General features: G+C 53.1%; 20 protein-coding genes. 3 read left to right on the top strand and 17 right to left on the bottom strand.

Annotated features, from left to right (window positions below):
* Window positions 1-23: 23 nt before the first annotated feature.
* From LY264_RS04845 to cysD, 10 genes are all read right to left on the bottom strand, one after another.
* Window positions 24-650, bottom strand: a complete 627-nt coding sequence (locus LY264_RS04845) for a protein-L-isoaspartate(D-aspartate) O-methyltransferase (RefSeq protein ID WP_003034172.1) — start codon at window positions 648-650, stop codon at window positions 24-26.
* A complete protein-coding gene (surE, locus tag LY264_RS04840) occupies window positions 644-1,405 on the bottom strand; it encodes a 5'/3'-nucleotidase SurE (RefSeq protein WP_003825728.1) in 762 nt (253 codons plus the stop codon). Before surE ends, LY264_RS04845 begins: the two co-directional genes overlap by 7 nt.
* Window positions 1,386-2,435 carry a tRNA pseudouridine(13) synthase TruD gene (gene truD, locus LY264_RS04835; RefSeq protein WP_048215656.1) on the bottom strand — a complete coding sequence of 350 codons (1,050 nt, stop codon included), beginning with the start codon at window positions 2,433-2,435 and terminating at the stop codon, window positions 1,386-1,388. The genes surE and truD overlap by 20 nt, the downstream gene beginning before the upstream one ends.
* The gene (gene ispF, locus LY264_RS04830; protein WP_003034167.1) at window positions 2,432-2,911 is read right to left on the bottom strand and encodes a 2-C-methyl-D-erythritol 2,4-cyclodiphosphate synthase; all 480 of its coding nucleotides are present in this window, start codon (window positions 2,909-2,911) and stop codon (window positions 2,432-2,434) included. Before ispF ends, truD begins: the two co-directional genes overlap by 4 nt.
* Before the next feature lie 55 nt (window positions 2,912-2,966).
* Window positions 2,967-3,662 (bottom strand): 2-C-methyl-D-erythritol 4-phosphate cytidylyltransferase, encoded by a 696-nt coding sequence (gene ispD, locus LY264_RS04825; protein WP_048225323.1) that lies wholly within the window; start codon window positions 3,660-3,662, stop codon window positions 2,967-2,969.
* A gap of 18 nt (window positions 3,663-3,680) precedes the next feature.
* Window positions 3,681-3,992, bottom strand: a complete 312-nt coding sequence (gene ftsB, locus LY264_RS04820; protein ID WP_003034163.1) for a cell division protein FtsB — start codon at window positions 3,990-3,992, stop codon at window positions 3,681-3,683.
* Window positions 3,993-4,206: 214 nt separating this feature from the next.
* Window positions 4,207-4,530, bottom strand: a complete 324-nt coding sequence (locus LY264_RS04815) for a DUF3561 family protein (RefSeq protein ID WP_020996298.1) — start codon at window positions 4,528-4,530, stop codon at window positions 4,207-4,209.
* 47 nt (window positions 4,531-4,577) lie between these two features.
* A complete protein-coding gene (cysC, locus tag LY264_RS04810; RefSeq protein WP_003034157.1) occupies window positions 4,578-5,183 on the bottom strand; it encodes an adenylyl-sulfate kinase in 606 nt (201 codons plus the stop codon).
* The gene (gene cysN / locus LY264_RS04805) at window positions 5,183-6,610 is read right to left on the bottom strand and encodes a sulfate adenylyltransferase subunit CysN (RefSeq protein ID WP_008785677.1); all 1,428 of its coding nucleotides are present in this window, start codon (window positions 6,608-6,610) and stop codon (window positions 5,183-5,185) included. Before cysN ends, cysC begins: the two co-directional genes overlap by 1 nt.
* Window positions 6,611-6,619: 9 nt before the next feature.
* On the bottom strand, window positions 6,620-7,528 hold the full coding sequence (cysD, locus tag LY264_RS04800; protein WP_003034152.1) for a sulfate adenylyltransferase subunit CysD: 909 nt from the start codon (window positions 7,526-7,528) through the stop codon (window positions 6,620-6,622).
* A 254-nt stretch (window positions 7,529-7,782) separates the two neighbouring features.
* On the opposite strand from cysD, the gene LY264_RS04795 reads away from it, so the two are divergent.
* Entirely contained in the window at window positions 7,783-8,826 is a 1,044-nt protein-coding gene (locus tag LY264_RS04795; protein ID WP_032944823.1) for an aminopeptidase, read from the top strand.
* A 45-nt stretch (window positions 8,827-8,871) separates the two neighbouring features.
* Here LY264_RS04795 and cysH read toward each other — a convergent pair whose 3' ends face one another.
* The 3 genes from cysH to cysJ form a co-directional block, all read right to left on the bottom strand.
* Window positions 8,872-9,606, bottom strand: a complete 735-nt coding sequence (cysH, locus tag LY264_RS04790; RefSeq protein ID WP_048215654.1) for a phosphoadenosine phosphosulfate reductase — start codon at window positions 9,604-9,606, stop codon at window positions 8,872-8,874.
* Between the two features lie 83 nt (window positions 9,607-9,689).
* Window positions 9,690-11,402 (bottom strand): assimilatory sulfite reductase (NADPH) hemoprotein subunit, encoded by a 1,713-nt coding sequence (gene cysI, locus LY264_RS04785; RefSeq protein ID WP_003034148.1) that lies wholly within the window; start codon window positions 11,400-11,402, stop codon window positions 9,690-9,692.
* Window positions 11,402-13,201: an NADPH-dependent assimilatory sulfite reductase flavoprotein subunit gene (gene cysJ, locus LY264_RS04780; RefSeq protein WP_048225326.1), complete on the bottom strand. Its 1,800-nt coding sequence runs from the start codon at window positions 13,199-13,201 to the stop codon at window positions 11,402-11,404. The genes cysI and cysJ overlap by 1 nt, the downstream gene beginning before the upstream one ends.
* A gap of 430 nt (window positions 13,202-13,631) precedes the next feature.
* Here cysJ and queD point away from each other — a divergent pair, with 430 nt between their 5' ends.
* Window positions 13,632-13,994, top strand: a complete 363-nt coding sequence (gene queD, locus LY264_RS04775; RefSeq protein ID WP_003825707.1) for a 6-carboxytetrahydropterin synthase QueD — start codon at window positions 13,632-13,634, stop codon at window positions 13,992-13,994.
* 91 nt (window positions 13,995-14,085) lie between these two features.
* Here the strand turns inward: queD and queE are convergent, their stop codons facing one another.
* The 3 genes from queE to LY264_RS04760 form a co-directional block, all read right to left on the bottom strand.
* Entirely contained in the window at window positions 14,086-14,757 is a 672-nt protein-coding gene (queE, locus tag LY264_RS04770) for a 7-carboxy-7-deazaguanine synthase QueE (RefSeq protein ID WP_003034139.1), read from the bottom strand.
* Between the two features lie 71 nt (window positions 14,758-14,828).
* Entirely contained in the window at window positions 14,829-15,518 is a 690-nt protein-coding gene (locus LY264_RS04765) for an N-acetylmannosamine-6-phosphate 2-epimerase (protein WP_048225328.1), read from the bottom strand.
* Window positions 15,518-17,074, bottom strand: a complete 1,557-nt coding sequence (locus LY264_RS04760; protein ID WP_048225860.1) for a maltose/glucose-specific PTS transporter subunit IIC — start codon at window positions 17,072-17,074, stop codon at window positions 15,518-15,520. Before LY264_RS04760 ends, LY264_RS04765 begins: the two co-directional genes overlap by 1 nt.
* A gap of 165 nt (window positions 17,075-17,239) precedes the next feature.
* Here LY264_RS04760 and LY264_RS04755 point away from each other — a divergent pair, with 165 nt between their 5' ends.
* Window positions 17,240-18,064 (top strand): MurR/RpiR family transcriptional regulator, encoded by an 825-nt coding sequence (locus LY264_RS04755; protein ID WP_048225330.1) that lies wholly within the window; start codon window positions 17,240-17,242, stop codon window positions 18,062-18,064.
* Window positions 18,065-18,119: 55 nt separating this feature from the next.
* On the opposite strand, the gene eno is transcribed toward LY264_RS04755, so the two are convergent.
* Window positions 18,120-19,418, bottom strand: coding sequence for a phosphopyruvate hydratase (gene eno, locus LY264_RS04750; protein ID WP_003034129.1), 1,299 nt, complete (start codon window positions 19,416-19,418; stop codon window positions 18,120-18,122).
* Between the last annotated feature and the right edge of the window lie 24 nt (window positions 19,419-19,442).

Raw genomic sequence — 19,442 nt, 5'->3', positions numbered from 1 at the left:
CTCCAGGTATTCAGAGCCAGTATCTACGCAAGCTCCCCTTTTACTAAGGGAACGAAACGTACGGCCTCCACGGTATCGATAATAAATTCGCCTCCCCGACGACGCACCCGTTTCAGAAACTGGTGCTCGTCGCCCACGGGTAAGACGAGAATACCGCCTTCATCCAACTGCATCATCAATGCGGTTGGGATCTCAGGCGGTGCTGCCGTAACAATGATAGCGTCAAACGGGGCTCGCGCTTGCCAGCCCTGCCATCCATCACCATGACGGGTAGAAACATTATGTAAATCAAGCTGTTTAAGTCGACGACGCGCCTGCCACTGCAAACCTTTAATGCGCTCAACAGAGCACACATGATGCACCAGGTGCGCCAGAATCGCCGTTTGGTAGCCAGAGCCGGTACCAATTTCCAGCACCCGGGACTGCGGCGTTAACTCAAGCAGCTCGGTCATCCGCGCAACCATATAGGGCTGCGAAATCGTCTGCCCCTGACCAATCGGCAGAGCAATATTGTCCCAGGCCTTATGTTCAAACGCCTCATCAATGAATTTTTCACGCGGCACGGCGGCAAGTGCATCGAGAACAAGCTCATCTCTGATGCCCTGCGCACGTAATTGTTCAAGAAGAGTGTGTACGCGTCTGCTTACCATTGCGTGTCGGCTCCCACGCTGTCTAACCAGTCAGAAACAACTTCATGCGCACCATATGCGGTTAAATCGACATGCAGCGGCGTAATGGAAACATAGCCTTCATCGACGGCGGCAAAATCTGTATCCGGTCCGGCGTCGCACTTTTCGCCCGGCGGCCCGATCCAGTACAGCGTATTACCGCGCGGGTCCTGCTGTGGTATCACCTGATCCGCAGGATGGCGACTACCGCAGCGGGTGACGCGGATACCTTTAATCTGATCCAGCGGTAAATCCGGCACGTTGATATTCAAAATGCGCCCGGTGCGCAGCGGTTCGCGGCTCAGCGCCCGTAAGATACGGCAAGTTACTGCGGCAGCAGTATCGTAGTGTTTATGCCCATCAAGTGAGACCGCCAGCGCAGGAAAGCCCAGGTGACGACCTTCCATCGCCGCCGCAACGGTACCGGAATAGATAACATCATCGCCCAGATTAGGACCTGCGTTAATACCAGACACGACAATGTCCGGACGCGGACGCATTAATGCGTTCACGCCCAGATAGACGCAATCGGTAGGTGTACCCATTTGTACGGCGATATCACCGTTATCATAGGTGAACGTGCGAAGTGAGGATTCCAGCGTCAGCGAGTTAGACGCGCCACTGCGGTTACGATCCGGGGCAACCACCTGTACGTCAGCAAACTCACGCAGCGCTTTCGCCAGCGTTTGTATACCGGGTGCGTGGACCCCATCATCGTTACTCAGCAATATACGCATAATCACCCATTGTGTTAATAAGTTCCCTTACAACACTGGTGGCGAAGCTACCTGCCGGTAGCCAGAAACGTAACTCAACGGTTACGTCATCCCACCAGTTCCAGCTTAATTGTTGTGGATACAGCAACATAGCACGACGCGATGCGTCGACTTTCTCGCGCAACAACAGCGACTGCAGCGCGGTTTCATCAGCAATAGCGGCTTCTTCAAACGCCAGTGCGTCGCGCTGAGTTCCCCACTCACCGCTGCCCGGTAATGCTGCTGTAATCATCAATTCTTTATCATCGACGCGACGCTGTAATTCGGTCTGTTCTTCCTGCGTGGCGACAAACCAACTTCCGCGTCCCGACAATTGTAGCGCATCGCCGTCAACAACTTGATTAAAGTCTGTTTTTTTCAAGCGTTCACTGACTATCTGATTAAACAACGCACTACGGGCCGCCGACAACCAAAAACTGCGCTTATTTCGATCGCGCACCGGCGCATCGCTTTGCGCCCAACGCAGCGCCCCTTGCAGGTTGCTGCCGCCAATACCAAAACGCTGAGCGCCAAAATAGTTCGGTACGCCGCGCTCGCTAATCGCCTGCAAACGCGCTTCAACGTCATTTCGCTGGCTCACTTCACGCAGCACCAGCGTAAATTCGTTACCTTTCAGCGCCCCTAAACGCAGCTTACGCTTGTGGCGCGCGTACTCCAGCACTTTACAGCCTTCGAGTTCAAATTTGCTTAAATCAGGCATTGCATTGCCCGGCACGCGCGCGCACAGCCACTGTTCCGTGACTGCATGCTTGTCTTTCTGGCCAGCAAAGCTCACTTCACGGGCGTGAATTTTCAGGAACTTCGCCAGCGCGTCAGCCACAAAACGGGTATTACAACCGTTTTTCAGGATACGCACCAAAATGTGCTCACCTTCGCCATCCGGTTCGAAGCCTAAATCTTCGACGACGACAAAGTCTTCCGGATTCGCTTTCAGAACGCCATGGCCTTGTGGTTTGCCGTGGAGATACGTCAGATCTTCAAACGCAGTCATTTTGTTGCCTTAATGAGTAACGCCACCGCTTCACAGGCAATCCCTTCCCCACGCCCGGTAAAACCGAGTTTTTCCGTGGTGGTCGCTTTCACGTTAACATCATCCATATGGCAGCCGAGATCTTCGGCAATAAACACGCGCATTTGCGGAATGTGCGGCAGCATCTTCGGCGCCTGAGCAATAATCGTCACATCCACATTACCAAGCGTATAGCCTTTGGCCTGAATACGCCGCCAGGCTTCACGCAATAATTCACGACTATCTGCACCTTTAAAGGCCGGGTCGGTGTCCGGGAAGAGTTTACCGATATCCCCCAGCGCAGCCGCGCCCAGCAGTGCATCGGTTAACGCGTGTAACGCCACGTCGCCATCAGAATGCGCCAGCAATCCTTTTTCATACGGGATGCGCACACCACCAATGATAATTGGGCCAACTCCGCCAAAAGCGTGTACGTCGAAACCGTGTCCAATTCGCATTATGCCTTCTCCTGATATACACAACATCCTCCAGGCAGCCTGAAGAATGATGTATCTAGATAGTTCGGGTCAGATAAAATTCCGCCAGCGCCAGATCTTCCGGGCGGGTGACTTTGATGTTGTCAGCGCGTCCTTCGACCAGCAGCGGATGAAAACCGCAATATTCCAGCGCCGAGGCTTCATCCGTAATGGTTGCGCCTTCGTTTAGCGCACGGGTCAGACAGTCATGCAACAGCTCGCGAGGGAAAAACTGCGGCGTCAACGCATGCCATAAATCGGTGCGATCGACCGTATGGGCGATGTCTGTTCGGCCCGGCTCCGCGCGTTTCATCGTGTCGCGCACCGGCGCAGCAAGGATCCCGCCGATGCGGCTGGTTTCACTTATTGCCAGCAAACGAGATAAATCTTCCTGATGCAGACACGGACGCGCGGCATCATGCACCAGAACCCAACTGGCCTCACCTGCGGCTTGCAAACCAGCAAGGACAGAATCGGCACGCTCGTTGCCACCATCCACCACGGTAATTTGCGGGTGCGCTGCGAGTGGAAGTTGGGCAAAGCGACTGTCGCCTGGGCTAATAGCGATGACGACTCGCGTCACCTGGGGATGAGCCAGCAGCGCATCAACCGAGTGTTCGAGAATGGTTTTATTGCCAATAGAGAGGTACTGCTTAGGACACTCTGTTTGCATTCGGCGGCCAAACCCGGCAGCCGGCACCACGGCGCAAACGTCCATTAAAGTGGCTGCCATGTTAAATCCCTGGACGGTTTATCGATTGTTTTGCCCTGCAGTCTGAGCGCGTTTAGACGCGTCAGGCACCAGACGATAAAAGGTTTCGCCTGGCTTAGTCATACTGAGTTCGTTACGCGCGCGCTCTTCGATAGCCTCTTGCCCGCCATTGAGATCGTCAATTTCGGCAAAAAGCTGATCGTTACGCGCTTTCAGTTTCGCGTTTGTAGCTTGCTGCGCCGCAACATCATCGTTGACGCGACTATAGTCATGTATGCCGTTCTTACCGAACCACAGCGAATACTGTAGCCAGACTAATAAAGCCAGCAACAGCAACGTAAGTTTACCCATCCTGCCCCCTGAAAAACGGCATCAACATCCCATAAACTCCGCTGACAACTTTACATCAACGGACGGGAATGCCGCGACAACGCGGGCAAATGTACCACATTTGCCCGTTGTTACGTATACCCCATGTAAGGAGAACATAATCTCATTGTTGGTTACGGTTTGAATTATGGCCAGACAGTGAACAACAGCGGCGATCGCGTGAAAGGACGTATGCCTAACCCAGTAGCCACAGGAACAGTGCGCCAAACATTGCGCCAACCACCAGCAGGGTACAGGCAATACTCAGCAGCAATCTCCCCTTCAATAGCGAATGCAGGGCAATACCCGCGACAATCGCCACGGGCAACAACGCAAGGAAAAAGGGCCAGGTATAGAGGAAGAAAAACAGTGTGTTAGGGCCATACATCAGACACGGGAATCCCAGCGCCAGCAACCACGCGACAAAACCGACCACGGCTCCTGGGAGTGACCAGGTAGTTTCGTCGTCGGCGGCGAAGGTATCTGACTCTGTAATAGTAATGTTATGGCTGTTACGCATATCTAATCCTGTGACCGTGACTGACCGGGCGTGCAAGCTCGGGTGTCTCAGGATCTGATAATATCTTCCTGCCTCAGCAGGTCTAATAATTGAGGAACCAAATTTGTTACCAATTGTTCACCATCAAGATGAATCTCTGGCGATTCAGGCGCTTCGTAAACCGAGTCAATTCCGGTGAAATTGCGCAACTCTCCCGCACGCGCTTTTTTATACAGCCCTTTTGGATCGCGAGCTTCGCACGTTGCTAATGGCGTATCGACAAAAACCTCAATAAAACGCCCTTCACCCACGCGCTCGCGAACCATTTTTCGCTCGGCGCGATGTGGAGAGATAAACGCAGTCAACACCACCAGGCCGGCGTCTACCATTAGGTTAGCCACTTCACCAACCCGACGAATATTCTCCTTACGATCGGCATCGCTAAACCCAAGATCGCTGCACAGACCGTGACGCACGTTATCGCCATCCAGCAGATAGGTGCTCACCCCTAGCTTATGCAGCGCCTCTTCCAGCGCCCCTGCTACCGTGGATTTACCGGAACCTGACAGCCCGGTAAACCACAGCACAACACCACGATGACCGTGGCGTTGTTCCCGCTGTTGCGGTGTAACAGGATGGGCATGCCAGACGACGTTTTCGTCATGCAGCGCCATTATTTTCCTCCCAGCAGATCGCGCGCACCCCAGTGTGGGAAGTGGCGACGCACCAGTGCATTAAGCTCCAGCTCAAACGCGCTGAACTGAGAAGCTGTGGCAAGCTCCTGGACGATTGGCTCACGCACCAGTCCCGCGCCAACGGTAACGTTAGTCAGGCGGTCAATGATAATCAGCCCGCCCGTAACCGGATTCTGCTGATAGGTATCCAGCACCAGCGGCTCATCAAAAGTCAGATTAACCAGACCGATGCCGTTCAGCGGCAGCGCTTCAACGTCACGTTGGGTCAGGTTGTTTATATCGACCTGATACTGCACGCTATCAACGCGTGCGCGGGTCTTCTTGCCTGCGACTTTTATGTCGTAGCTCTGCCCGGGCGACAACGGTTGTTCCGCCATCCACACCACATCAACTGCAGCGCTTTGTACTGTCGGCAGCGTTTCACCGGCATCAAGCAGCAGGTCGCCCCGGCTGATATCGATCTCATCTTTCAGCACCAGGGTGATCGCTTCACCCGCATGCGCTTCCTGTAAATCGCCATCAAAGGTTACGATCCGCGCCACGCTCGACTCCACGCCGGACGGCAACACTTTGACGCGCTGTCCAACCTTCACGCTACCGGAGGCCAGCGTTCCGGCATAACCACGGAAATCCAGATTCGGTCGGTTCACATACTGCACCGGGAAGCGCATCGGCTGAGTATCAACAATGCGCTGGATCTCAACGGTTTCCAGCACTTCCAGCAGCGTCGGACCGCTGTACCACGGCATACTGGCGCTTTGCGAAGCCACATTATCGCCTTCCAGCGCAGAGAGCGGCACAAACCGGATATCCAGGTTGCCCGGCAGTTGTTCAGCAAAAGTAAGATAGTCTTCGCGAATGCGGTTAAATGTCTCTTCGCTAAAGTCCACCAGATCCATTTTATTGATCGCCACCACCAGGTGTTTGATCCCAAGCAGCGTGGAGATAAAGCTATGACGACGAGTCTGATCCAGCACGCCTTTACGCGCATCAATCAATAGGATCGCCAGGTCGCAGGTCGACGCACCGGTCGCCATGTTACGGGTGTACTGCTCATGCCCGGGAGTGTCCGCAATAATAAATTTACGCTTCTCGGTAGAGAAATAACGATACGCCACGTCGATGGTGATGCCCTGCTCACGCTCGGCCTGCAAGCCGTCAACCAATAACGCCAGATCAAGCTTTTCGCCCTGAGTGCCGTGACGTTTACTGTCATTGTGCAGCGATGAAAGCTGGTCTTCATAAATCTGACGCGTGTCGTGCAGCAGGCGGCCAATCAGGGTACTTTTCCCATCATCCACGCTACCGCAGGTTAAAAAGCGCAGCAGACTTTTGTGTTGCTGGGCAACCATCCAGGCTTCAACGCCGCCTTCATTAGCAATTTGTTGTGCAAGTGTCGTATTCATGGCGGCTCCTTAGAAATACCCCTGACGTTTCTTCAGCTCCATGGAGCCCGCCTGGTCGCGGTCAATCACGCGGCCCTGACGTTCACTGGTGGTTGAAACCAGCATCTCTTCGATGATTTCCGGCAGCGTCTGCGCATTCGACTCCACCGCGCCTGTCAGCGGCCAGCAACCGAGCGTACGGAAACGCACCATGCGTTTTTTAATCACTTCACCGGGTTGCAGATCGATTCTGTCGTCATCAATCATCATCAGCATGCCGTCGCGTTCCAGCACCGGACGCTCCGCCGCCAGATACAGCGGCACGATATCGATATTTTCCAGCCAGATGTACTGCCAGATATCCTGTTCAGTCCAGTTAGAGAGCGGGAAGACGCGAATACTTTCGCCTTTGTTAATCTGCCCGTTGTAGTTGTGCCACAGCTCCGGGCGCTGATTTTTAGGATCCCAGCGATGAAAACGATCGCGGAAAGAGTAAATACGCTCTTTGGCACGCGATTTCTCTTCGTCACGACGAGCACCGCCAAACGCGGCATCGAAACCGTATTTATTCAGTGCCTGCTTCAGCCCTTCAGTTTTCATAATGTCGGTATGCTTGGCGCTACCGTGGACAAACGGGTTGATACCCATCGCCACCCCTTCCGGGTTTTTATGCACCAGCAGTTCGCAGCCGTAGGCTTTCGCCGTGCGGTCACGAAACTCGTACATTTCGCTGAATTTCCAGCCGGTATCAACGTGCAGCAATGGGAACGGCAGCGTGCCCGGATAAAACGCTTTACGCGCCAGATGCAGCATTACGCTGGAATCTTTGCCGATGGAATACATCATCACCGGATTAGAAAACTCGGCGGCCACCTCACGAATGATATGGATGCTTTCCGCTTCCAGTTGCCGCAGGTGGGTAAGTCGTTTTTGATCCATAACCGTTCCTATGTAATGCCGTTATTTTGCTAACGATGCTCAGATAACCTGACTATAGGGAGGGCAAGAGGGCGAATGAAATTACGAATTGGAATGAGTAGTTCCTCAAAGGAATAACGATCCGGAAAAGCAAATATCAAAAAGTGCTTAAGCTACCGGAATTCGGGCATTTAGGAGCAAATGAAATTGTTTTACCTCGATCACGGTTTCATACTAGCGGCTGAAAATTTCTGCTTGGTATTTAAGGACTCATCATGTTTCTCGCATTGCGCCACCTTCTTGCAGCCATGGCGCTCGGCGCGTGCTTCATCCTTCCCGCACAGGCAACATCTTCGAAGCCCGGAGATATCGCAAATACCCAGGCTCGATATATCGCAACTTTTTTCCCAGGCCGCGTGACGGGATCTCCGGCAGAAATGTTGTCTGCTGATTATATACGTCAACAATTTCAGCAGATGGGTTATAGCAGCGATATTCGGACGTTTAATAGCCGTTATGTTTATACCGCCAAAGATAACCGTAAAAACTGGCATAACGTAACGGGAAGCACCGTTATTGCTGCACATGAAGGCAAAGCGCCGCAGCAGATTATTATTATGGCGCACCTCGACACCTACGCCGCACAAAGCGACGCCGACTCCGATGCCAATCTGGGTGGATTAACCCTGCAAGGTATCGATGACAACGCCGCAGGTGTTGGCGTAATGCTGGAACTGGCGGAAAAACTCAAAAACGTACCGACGCAGTACGGTATTCGATTTATCGCCACCAGCGGCGAGGAAGAAGGCAAACTGGGCGCGGAGAACATCCTGAAGCGAATGAGCGCCGCCGAGAAGAAAAACACGCTGCTGGTTATCAACCTCGATAACCTGATCGTCGGCGATAAGCTCTATTTCAATAGCGGTAAGAAAACCCCGGAAGCGGTGCGAAAACTGACGCGCGACCGGGCACTGGCTATCGCGCACAGCCGCGGTATCGTTGCCAGCACCAATCCAGGTCTGAACAAAGACTATCCGAAAGGCACTGGATGTTGTAACGATGCAGAGGTCTTCGACAACGCGGGGATTGCCGTTCTTTCAGTTGAAGCGACCAACTGGAACCTGGGTAAGAAAGATGGCTATCAACAGCGCGCCAAAAGCGCCTCATTCCCGGCAGGCAACAGCTGGCACGATGTGCGACTGGATAACCAGCAGCACATTGATAAAGCGTTACCAGGCCGGATAGAGCACCGTAGCCGCGACGTGGTACGCATTATGCTGCCACTGGTAAAAGAACTGGCAAAAGCGGGTAAATCCTGAAGAAGTGGTCCGGTAGGATGTAAATCTTACCGGACCACTTTCCTGTTACCCTTCGTGCAGTCCGCACTCACGCTTCAATCCGAAGAAGCGCGTCTCTTCTTCCGCCATACCCGGCTCCCATTTGCGGGTGGTGTGGGTATCGCCTACCGACAGATAGCCCTGATCCCACAACGGATGGTATTTCAAACCGTGTTTTTGCAGATACTGGTAAACCGTACGGTTATCCCAGTCGATGATTGGGAGAACTTTAAACACGCCGCGCTGGATAGCCAGCACCGGCAAATGCGCACGACTGCCCGATTGCTCTCGACGCAGACCGGCAAACCAGGTTTGCGCGTTCAGCTCCTGCAGCGCCCGGTTCATCGGCTCGACTTTGTTGATGTCATTGTATTTTTCAATGCCCTCAACGCCCTGCTCCCACAGTTTGCCGTAGCGTGCTTCCTGCCAGGCCGCACTTTCCTTTGCCCGGTAGACTTGCAAATTAAGCTTAAGCTTGTCCGTTAACTCATCAATAAACTGATAGGTTTCCGGGAACAGGTAGCCAGTATCGGTGAGGATCACCGGGATATCCGGGCGAATCTGATTTACCAGGTGCAGGCTCACTGCCGCCTGGATACCAAAACTTGATGACAGTACATATTCACCAGGCAGGTTTTCCAGCGCCCACGCTACGCGATCCTCGGCGCTCAATTTTTCCAGTTGGTCGTTGGTTTGTGCCAACGCCATAACGCGTTCAACTTTCGGCAGTTCGTTCAACGCGTTGAGATCGAGTTTGGACATAAGTTCCTCACTGTTTGCCTTGCCTGATGGCGCTGCGCTTATCAGGCCTACCGATTCAGCAGACCCGATAAGTCAATTTCACATTATTCCCAGAAATCCCGGGCGGGATCGAGCACCGGGCGAATAATGCCCGCACGCACCGTAAAGTCACCGAAGCCTTCACCCGCTTCGCGCTCTTTCGCCCAGCGCCCAATCAGTTCATCCAGCGATGCCAGAATTTCCGGCTCGGTGATGTTCTCTTTAAACATCCGGGGAATACGGGTTCCGATACGGTTGCCCCCTAAATGGAGGTTGTAACGCCCAGGAGCTTTACCCACCAGACCAACTTCCGCCAGCATCGCACGACCACAACCGTTCGGGCAGCCGGTCACACGCATGACAATGTTTTCATCACTCAGGCTGTGCTTCGCCATCAGCGTGTCGATGTTGTCGATAAACGTTGGCAGGAAGCGCTCGGCTTCCGCCATCGCCAGCGGACAGGTTGGGAACGACACGCAGGCCATCGAGTTTTCACGCTGCGGAGTGACCGCGTTCATTAAGCCACTCTTCTGCGCAATCTTCTCTATCTTCGCCTTTTCACTCTCAGGAACACCGGCAATGATCAGGTTCTGGTTCGCGGTAATGCGGAACTCACCTTTGTGGATCTTCGCGATCTCAAGCAGACCGGTTTTCAGCGGTCGGCCCGGATAATCGAGGATTCGTCCGTTTTCAATAAACAACGTCAGATGCCATTTATTGTCGATCCCTTTCACCCAGCCGATACGATCGCCACGACCGGTGAACTCGTACGGACGGATCGGCTCAAATTTGATCCCCGCCCGGCGCTCAACTTCAGCTTTAAAGGTCTCAACGCCTACGCGTTCCAGCGTGTATTTGGTTTTCGCGTTTTTACGATCGGTACGGTTACCCCAGTCACGCTGCGTGGTCACCACAGCCTCCGCCACGGCCAGCGTATGCTCAAGCGGCAGATAACCAAACTCGCTTGCCGTACGGGCATAGGTTTTCTTGTTGCCGTGCTCAATCGATAAACCACCGCCCACCAGCAGGTTAAAGCCCACCAGCTTGCCGTTTTCCGCAATCGCCACGAAGTTCATGTCGTTGGCGTGCAGATCGATGTCATTCTGCGGTGGGATCACGACGGTGGTTTTAAACTTACGCGGCAGATAGGTTTGACCGAGGATCGGCTCTTCGTCGGTGGTCGCGACTTTTTCCTGATCCAGCCAGATCTCTGCATAGGCGCGGGTACGCGGCAGCAGATGTTCGGAGATCTTTTTCGCCCACTCGTAGGCTTCCGCGTGCAGCTCAGATTCATACGGATTCGAGGTGCACAGCACGTTACGGTTCATGTCGTTGGCTGTCGCCAGCGCGTCCAGGCCGACGGAGTGCAGCATCTGGTGTACCGGCTTAACGTTCTTCTTCAGAATGCCGTGAAACTGGAAGGTCTGACGGTTGGTCAGACGAATGCTGCCGTATATGGTGTTGTCATGGGCGAACTTGTCGATCGCCTGCCACTGTTTGGTGGTGATCACCCCACCCGGCAGACGACAGCGCAGCAGCATCGCGTGACGCGGCTCCAGCTTTTGCTCGGCACGTTCGGCGCGGATATCGCGGTCGTCCTGCTGGTACATACCGTGAAAACGGATCAGCAGGAAGTTGTCGCCTTTAAACCCGCCGGTCAGGCCGTCGTTTAAATCTTCGGCAATGGTACCGCGCAGATAGTTGCTTTCCAGCTTCATACGCTCAGCGTCGGACAGTTTGCCTTCGACCACCAATGGTCCTGGATGTTTTTCGCTCATTAGTAGACATCTCGCTGATAACGGCGCTCAATGCGCAGCTCACTTAAAAATTCATCCGCCGCTTCGATATCCATACCACCGAATTCGGCAATCACTTCCAACAACGCCTGCTCAACGTCTTTCGCCATGCGATTGGCGTCGCCACAGACATAAATGTGCGCACCGTCGTTAATCCAGCGCCACAGTTCCGCGCCCTGTTGGCGCAGTTTATCTTGTACGTAGACTTTTTCTTTTTGATCGCGGGACCAGGCGAGATCGATACGGCTCAGTACGCCCTCTTTGACGTAACGCTGCCATTCCACCTGATACAGGAAATCTTCGGTAAAGTGTGGGTTACCAAAAAACAGCCAGTTTTTGCCTTCGGCTCCGTCAGCCGCACGTTGCTGCATGAATGCACGGAACGGCGCAATCCCCGTACCCGGTCCAATCATAATTACCGGCGTCTGTGGGTTCGCAGGCAGACGAAAGTTGTCGTTGTGTTCAATGAACACGCGAACTTCACCTTCTTCTTCCACGCGGTCGGCGAGGAAACTGGAAGCACCACCAGCACGGGCGCGACCTTCTATCTCATAACGCACCACGCCCACGGTGACGTGCACTTCGCTTTCCACTTCCGCCTGAGAAGAAGCAATGGAGTACAAACGCGGCGTCAGCGGACGCAGAAGATCAACTAACGCCTGAGCATCCAGTTGCGCCGGAGAGAAGCGCACCATATCGACGATGGGCGTGGTTGAGGCGTAATGCTGCAACTGTGCTTTGTCACCCACTAAGGGCAGCAAAGTTTCGCTGCGGGTTAAGGTGGCATAGTTTTCTACGATATTGCCGGTGTTAACCGTCAGCTCGAAATGCCACTGCAACGCTTCAGCGAGCGACAGGGTTTTGCCTTCAACCGTGACCGGCTCATCACCTTTCAGCCACAGCAGTTCAACCAGCTCTTTAACCAGAGCCGGGTCATTCTGATACCAGACGCCCAGCGCATCGCCCGGCTGATAACGCAGCCCGGAATCGCCTAAATCAATTTCAATATGGCGCACATCTTTTTCAGAGTCGCGGCCGGTAATTTTCTGATTCACCGCAAGGGACGCCGTCAGTGGCGCTTCTTTGGTGTATGGGCTGGTGTGTACTTCATTTACTGCACCGCTGGCGGCAACTTGCACAGACGGTGCCGCAGGCGCACGCGCTTTCAGGACATCAACCAGACGAGCACGCCACTGCGCGGCGGCGGCCTGGTATTCGACGTCGGCGTCGACGCGGTCGAGCAGACGTTCACCGCCCAGCTCAGCCAGTTTCGCATCGAAGTCTTTTCCTGCCTGGCAGAAAAACTCATAAGAGGTATCGCCAAGACCAAATACGGCAAAAGCGGTGTTATCAAGCTTCGGCGCTTTTTTCGAGAACAGGAATTTATGCAACGCCACGGCTTCTTCCGCCGGTTCACCTTCCCCTTGCGTCGACGCCACCACGATCAGCAGTTTTTCATTGGCGATTTGTTTGAATTTATAGTCGCCAGCGTTGATGAGAGTGACGTTGAGCTTCGCGGCGATCAGATCATCGCGCAGGGCTTCCGCCACACGACGCGCATTACCAGTTTGCGAGGCGGAGATAAGCGTAATGCCAGGCATTTCAGCGACAGGCGCAGTCGCCACCACATTGCTGCCAGGCTGCTGATTCAGCACGCCCCAAAAATAGCCAGAAACCCACGCAAGCTGTGCGGGAGTGAAATCGGTCGTGGCCGCCTGAAGGCGTGCCAGTTGCTCCGGGTTTAGCGGTAGCAAAGCGGAAGGTGGGGCCTGTGTCGTCATGCGTTGTCATGTTCCAGTAAGCAAAGCGGATTTCAGCAATAAAACCCAAACTGAAGATAAGGTTAACGGCGGGGATAGTAACAATTAAAGAAGGGATGGAAATAACAAATAACCAAATGGACTAACCTGTTTTAGTTATAGTTATTAACAGCAAAACAGATTATATAAACATTTGATATATAAATAATTAATCAATATTGATTGTATGAATATGTAGCTTTGGTGCTGAGCATCCTTTTATACACAAAATAATTTAAGATGCATCGAGGCGGCAACTGAGCAAGTCCCCGGGAGCTTACATGAGTAAGTGACTGGGGCGAGCAAAGGCAGCCAACAAAGAAGCAGCTTAAAGAATGACGTGTATAAATAATGATAAAATTTCCTCTTTACGGTACCCTACCGCGGTTTTTCGCATTCTTGAGAGTAAATAATGTCCACCACCTTGTTTAAAGATTTCACCTTCGAAGCCGCTCACCACCTGCCGCATGTACCGGAAGGGCATAAGTGTGGCCGTCTGCATGGTCACTCATTTATGGTGCGTCTTGAAATTACCGGTGAAGTCGATCCGCATACCGGTTGGATCATGGATTTTGCTGAGTTAAAAGCCGCGTTTAAGCCGACTTACGACAGACTCGATCACTACTATTTGAACGATATTCCTGGCTTAGAAAATCCAACCAGCGAAGTGCTGGCCAAATGGATTTGGGATCAGGTTAAACCTGTGGTCCCTCTGCTGAGTGCTGTAATGGTGAAAGAAACCTGCACAGCGGGCTGCGTTTATCGCGGCGAGTGATTGTAGGCTTGCCGGATGGCAACGCATCTTCTCCGGCCTGCATTGAGCAATAAACTATGGCCGGGTAAGCGAAACGCCCCCGGCAAAGTTATCAGGCAATATTCAGATACTTATGGGTCTGCATCGACAGACGCCAGTTACGCGCAATACAGGTATCAATGCACAAACGCGTCGCATCTTCTTTCTGGCTGATTGGCTGTAAGGCGATGATTCGCGGTTTGTCGTCACTCAACGTCGCCAGCAGTTCATCCAGTGCTTCAATATCGCGGACACGGCCAACCGGATGCTTGATTTCATTCGCGCGCTCCAGCGCCTGTGACAGCACATCATAGCCACCGCGCATATTCACCTTCGGCGATACGGTCACCCAGGTATTCGGCGTACAGCGTACTTCGTGCGTGCCGCTGGTCTCAATCTGGCAGCTAAAACCGTTCTTTTCCAGCAGGTCAGTCAGCGGCATCAGGTCATGAATGCAGGGCTCGCCACCGGTAATCACCACGTGACGGGCGGTATAGCCCTGACGCGAAATGACCGCCAGCAGATCTTCGCTGCTCGCAGCACCCCATTTATCGCTTTCTTTGGTCTTTGCCAGGATGCTGTACAGGGACACTTCCCGATCCTCAAGCTTATCCCAGGTGTGTTTGGTATCGCACCAGGCACAGCCAACCGGGCATCCCTGTAAACGAATAAAAATGGCGGGGACGCCGGTAAAGTAACCCTCACCTTGCAGGGTCTGGAACATCTCGTTAATCGGGTACTGCATAGCGCTCTCAATATGGGGATAAACGATAATTATCGCAGATCCCCGCCAAAGTATCATGCCCCATCGATGCTTTACGAGGCGATCGCTGCGACAAAGCGTGCCGTTATCTGCTGCGGACGGGTGATAGCCCCACCAACCACCACGGTATGGGCGCCTAATGCCAGGCATCGTGCAGCACGTTCCGGAGTATCGACGTTTCCTTCTGCCACAACCGGTACGCTAACTGCAGCCAACACATCACGTAAAAAACCGCAGTCGTTTTCCGCCAGCACATGCCCGGCAGTGTCAGCGGTATAACCGTAGAGCGTAGTGCCCACACAGTCAAAACCCAGGCGCTCAGCGGTCACCGCTTCGTCTACGGTGGCAATATCCGCCATCAGCAGTACGGACGGATAGCGAGCGCGGATCTGCGTGACCAGTTCTTCCAGTGTTTGCCCACCGGGGCGCGGGCGCGCTGTCGCATCCAGAGCAATAATTTCCGGCTCAACGGTCATCAGTTCATCGACTTCCTGTAAAGTGGCCGTGATAAAGACATCGCTATCCGGATAATCACGCTTGATAATCCCAATCACCGGTAGAGAGACGCTCTCTTTGATCGCGCGAATGTCCACCACGCTGTTTGCACGAATACCTACCGCACCGCCCTGCGCTGCCGCCAGCGCCATACGTGACATAATAAACGGGCTGTGCAGGGGCTCATTTTCCAGCGCCTGACAGGAAACAATTAATTTACCTTTCAGGGAATCCAGTACAGTTTTCATTACGATAAGATCTCTTCGACTTCGTTTTTAATGATGGTGACATGCGGGCCATAAATCACCTGAACCCCGTTGCCGCGAATAATTACGCCACGCGCTCCGGTCGCTTTCAGCGCCGCTTCATCAACCTTGCTGCTCTCTTTCACCGTCACGCGCAGGCGTGTGGCACAACAATCCACCTCTTCCAGATTCTCTTTGCCTCCCAGCCCAGTAATTACGGCCGCAGCACGCTCACTTTGCGGCAGGCCGGATTCAGTCGGCGCTGCGTTTTCACGACCTGGTGTCAACCAGTTAAAGCGGTTAATCAAATAGCGGAAGGTGAAGTAGTAAAGGAAGAACCACGGGATCCCCACCATGGGGACGTACATCCAGTTGGTTTTAGCTTCCCCCTGTAGCACGCCGAAAAGGAGGAAATCGATAAGCCCACCCGAAAAGGTTTGCCCGATGGTGATATGTAAAATATGCGCCATCATAAACGCCAGCCCATCGAAGAAGGCGTGAATGACGTATAACACGGGTGCGACAAACAGGAAGGAGAACTCGATAGGCTCAGTGATGCCTGTCAGGAAAGAGGTCAGGGCCGCTGACAACAGCAGACCAGCGACAAGTTTTCTGTTCTCAGGCTTGGCGGTGTGGTACATCGCCAGACATGCGCCAAGCAGGCCAAACATCATGGTGATGAAGCGCCCGGACATAAAGCGCGAGGTGCCCGCATAGAACTGCTGCGTATTCGGATCGGCAAGTTGCGCGAAGAAAATACGCTGCGTACCTTCAACTAACTGGCCGTTGACGATTTCACTACCGCCAAGCGCTGTCGTCCAGAACGGCAAATAAAAGATATGGTGTAAACCCAGTGGGCCAAGCATACGCAGGATGAAGCCGTACAACAGCGTCCCCAGATAGCCTGTCGCATCCACCAGACCACCCAGTCCAAAAATGAGTTTCTGGAAATGCGGCCAAACCACCGTCATGACCGCACCCACGACAATCGCGGCAAGGGAGCTAATAATCGGTACAAAGCGCGAACCGCTGAAGAAACCAAGGAACTGAGGTAATGAGACTTTATTGAAACGGCTATGCAGCGCGCAGGTGACAAGCCCAATCACCACCCCACCGAACACACCCGTTTCCAGTGTCTGAATACCCAGCGTCATCCCCTGGCCTACGGCACCGGGATTCTCGTGTGCCAGCGTTCCGTTGAGCGTCAATAAAGCGTTGATGGTGGCGTTCATCACCAGAAATGCCAGCAATGCCGCAAGCCCGGCGGTGCCTTTATCCGTTTTCGCCAGTCCCACTGCGACACCTACCGCAAAGAGCACCGACAGGTTGGCAAACACAATAGAACCTGCGCTGGTCATGATCGTGAAGATTGCCTGTAACCAGTCAACGTCCAAAAACGGATAAGCAGTCAATGTGTTTGGATTCGACAGCGCGCCGCCAATCCCTAACAACAGCCCCGCAGCGGGCAGTACCGCAATCGGCAGCATGAACGATTTGCCGAACCGCTGTGCCTTTTCGAACCATGCGCCCGATGAAGCGCCGCTAAACATTTGCATCATTTTTTCATCTCCCCGATTAATGATGAAAATTTTTACCATATTTAATATATAAAATGAAAATTATCATCAAAATCCAGGAAGCCGATCATACTTTTTTAAAATGACTGGCATCTCTCCCCTGCTTTCCGCCACACTATCAACAGATAAACGCATTAAGGATTTTGCATGTCAGAAAATGAAAACCTGCTGCTGAGATTGCGCCAGGGCGTTGACGGATATAGCCGAACACAGCAGAAGCTGGGAGAGTTTGTGCTCAGCGATCCGGCAAAAGTTGTCTACCTGACGATTACCGAACTGGCGCGTGAAAGCGACACCAGCGAGGCGAGCGTCACACGTCTGTGCCGCGCACTTGGGTGTAAGGGTTATAACGAATTCAAAATGGCGCTGGCACTCGATCTCCAGCAAGGACAGCCGGTAGAGCACAGCGGGGATGAAATTGACAATGTGGTCAATGAATCCGTACAAGCACTGCAGGACACAGCAAAATTACTCGACAGGACATTACTGGAATCCGCCGCTTTGGCACTGCATCAGGCCCAGTCGGTACAGATTTATGGCGTAGCGGCCAGCGCTATTCTGGGTGAGTATTTACATTACAAACTCCTGCGCCTCGGCAAACCTGCACAATTGTTCAGTGACATGCATCGTGCAGCCATGAACGCCACAACGCTTAACAAAGACTCGCTGGTGGTAGCGATTTCCAGTTCAGGCTCGACGCGCGATCTACTGCATGTCGTTAAACTGGCGCGTAAGCAAGGCGTGCGCGTACTGGCGTTAAGTAATACGCCGCGCAGCCCGTTGGCTTCGCTGAGCGATATTCAACTGGTCGCAGCCAAACCAGAAGGTCCGTTGAGTGCTGGCGCGCTAAACGCCAAGGTGGGAGTGATGCTGTTGGTAGAACTACTGACTACGTCGCTGATTGCTCTGGATGAAAAGTACAGTGATGTGAGCCAGCAAACCGCCAGCGCAACCCTTCCTCTACTGCTTTAAGAGCATAAAAAAACCCGCCGCAGCGGGTTTTTACGTTAAGAGTTAAAGAACAGGATTACGCCTGACCTTTGATCTCTTTACGACCGTTGTACGGTGCTTGTTCACCCAGAGCTTCTTCGATACGAATCAGCTGGTTGTACTTAGCAACGCGGTCAGAACGGCTCATAGAACCAGTTTTGATCTGGCCTGCAGCGGTACCAACAGCCAGGTCAGCGATGGTAGCGTCTTCAGTTTCGCCAGAACGGTGAGAGATGACAGCGGTGTAGCCAGCGTCTTTCGCCATTTTGATCGCAGCCAGAGTTTCGGTCAGAGAACCGATCTGGTTGAATTTGATCAGGATGGAGTTAACGATGCCTTTTTCGATGCCTTCTTTCAGGATCTTGGTGTTAGTTACGAACAGATCGTCACCAACCAGCTGGATTTTGTCGCCCAGTACTTTAGTCTGGTATGCGAAACCGTCCCAGTCAGACTCGTCCAGACCATCTTCGATGGATACGATCGGGTACTGTTTGGTCAGTTCTTCCAGGAAGTGAGTGAATTCTTCGGAGGTGAATGCTTTGTTGCCTTCGCCAGCCAGAACGTATTTACCGTCTTTGTAGAATTCAGAAGCTGCACAGTCCATCGCCAGGGTGATGTCTTTGCCCAGCTCGTAGCCAGCTGCTTTAACCGCTTCAGCGATTACAGCCAGAGCTTCAGCGTTGGAACCCAGGTTCGGCGCGTAGCCACCTTCGTCACCAACTGCAGTGTTCATACCTTTAGCTTTCAGAACTTTAGCCAGGTTGTGGAACACTTCAGAACCCATACGAACGGCTTCTTTCAGAGTCTTAGCGCCAACCGGCTGAATCATGAATTCCTGGATGTCGACGTTGTTGTCAGCGTGCTCACCACCGTTGATGATGTTCATCATCGGAACCGGCATGGAGTATTTACCCGGAGTACCGTTCAGTTCAGCGATGTGTGCATACAGCGGCAGGCCTTTTGCAGCAGCTGCTGCTTTGGCGTTAGCCAGGGACACAGCCAGGATGGCGTTTGCACCGAAGTTGGATTTGTTTTCAGTACCGTCCAGATCGATCATGATCTTGTCGATGCCAGCCTGATCTTTAGCATCTTTACCCAGCAGAGCCTGAGCAATTGGGCCGTTAACAGCTGCAACAGCTTTCAGTACGCCTTTACCCATGAAACGGGATTTGTCGCCATCGCGCAGTTCCAGTGCTTCGCGGGAACCAGTAGAAGCACCTGACGGAGCTGCTGCCATACCAACGAAACCACCTTCCAGGTGTACTTCGGCTTCAACAGTCGGGTTACCACGGGAGTCGATGATTTCACGACCGATGATTTTAACGATTTTGGACATTAGATTTTCCTCAGTACAAGTTAA

Origin of the sequence: Citrobacter portucalensis (assembly GCF_023374935.1) — a bacterium.
GTDB classification, from domain to species: domain Bacteria; phylum Pseudomonadota; class Gammaproteobacteria; order Enterobacterales; family Enterobacteriaceae; genus Citrobacter; species Citrobacter portucalensis.
Note: the sequence above shows the minus strand (reverse complement) of the source record. Positions and strands in the feature narration are given on the sequence as shown.

Excerpts from the sequence above, each read along its gene's own strand:
- cysC (WP_003034157.1), bottom strand. The coding sequence starts at position 5,183 with ATGGCGCTGCATGACGAAAACGTCGTCTGGCATGCCCATCCTGTTACA.
- eno (WP_003034129.1), bottom strand. The coding sequence starts at position 19,418 with ATGTCCAAAATCGTTAAAATCATCGGTCGTGAAATCATCGACTCCCGT.
- queE (WP_003034139.1), bottom strand. The coding sequence starts at position 14,757 with ATGCAGTACCCGATTAACGAGATGTTCCAGACCCTGCAAGGTGAGGGT.
- LY264_RS04845 (WP_003034172.1), bottom strand. The coding sequence starts at position 650 with ATGGTAAGCAGACGCGTACACACTCTTCTTGAACAATTACGTGCGCAG.
- cysD (WP_003034152.1), bottom strand. The coding sequence starts at position 7,528 with ATGGATCAAAAACGACTTACCCACCTGCGGCAACTGGAAGCGGAAAGC.
- ftsB (WP_003034163.1), bottom strand. The coding sequence starts at position 3,992 with ATGGGTAAACTTACGTTGCTGTTGCTGGCTTTATTAGTCTGGCTACAG.
- surE (WP_003825728.1), bottom strand. The coding sequence starts at position 1,405 with ATGCGTATATTGCTGAGTAACGATGATGGGGTCCACGCACCCGGTATA.
- ispD (WP_048225323.1), bottom strand. The coding sequence starts at position 3,662 with ATGGCAGCCACTTTAATGGACGTTTGCGCCGTGGTGCCGGCTGCCGGG.
- cysH (WP_048215654.1), bottom strand. The coding sequence starts at position 9,606 with ATGTCCAAACTCGATCTCAACGCGTTGAACGAACTGCCGAAAGTTGAA.
- ispF (WP_003034167.1), bottom strand. The coding sequence starts at position 2,911 with ATGCGAATTGGACACGGTTTCGACGTACACGCTTTTGGCGGAGTTGGC.
- cysI (WP_003034148.1), bottom strand. The coding sequence starts at position 11,402 with ATGAGCGAAAAACATCCAGGACCATTGGTGGTCGAAGGCAAACTGTCC.
- cysJ (WP_048225326.1), bottom strand. The coding sequence starts at position 13,201 with ATGACGACACAGGCCCCACCTTCCGCTTTGCTACCGCTAAACCCGGAG.
- LY264_RS04755 (WP_048225330.1), top strand. The coding sequence starts at position 17,240 with ATGTCAGAAAATGAAAACCTGCTGCTGAGATTGCGCCAGGGCGTTGAC.
- LY264_RS04795 (WP_032944823.1), top strand. The coding sequence starts at position 7,783 with ATGTTTCTCGCATTGCGCCACCTTCTTGCAGCCATGGCGCTCGGCGCG.
- LY264_RS04765 (WP_048225328.1), bottom strand. The coding sequence starts at position 15,518 with ATGAAAACTGTACTGGATTCCCTGAAAGGTAAATTAATTGTTTCCTGT.
- truD (WP_048215656.1), bottom strand. The coding sequence starts at position 2,435 with ATGACTGCGTTTGAAGATCTGACGTATCTCCACGGCAAACCACAAGGC.
- LY264_RS04815 (WP_020996298.1), bottom strand. The coding sequence starts at position 4,530 with ATGCGTAACAGCCATAACATTACTATTACAGAGTCAGATACCTTCGCC.
- cysN (WP_008785677.1), bottom strand. The coding sequence starts at position 6,610 with ATGAATACGACACTTGCACAACAAATTGCTAATGAAGGCGGCGTTGAA.
- queD (WP_003825707.1), top strand. The coding sequence starts at position 13,632 with ATGTCCACCACCTTGTTTAAAGATTTCACCTTCGAAGCCGCTCACCAC.
- LY264_RS04760 (WP_048225860.1), bottom strand. The coding sequence starts at position 17,074 with ATGATGCAAATGTTTAGCGGCGCTTCATCGGGCGCATGGTTCGAAAAG.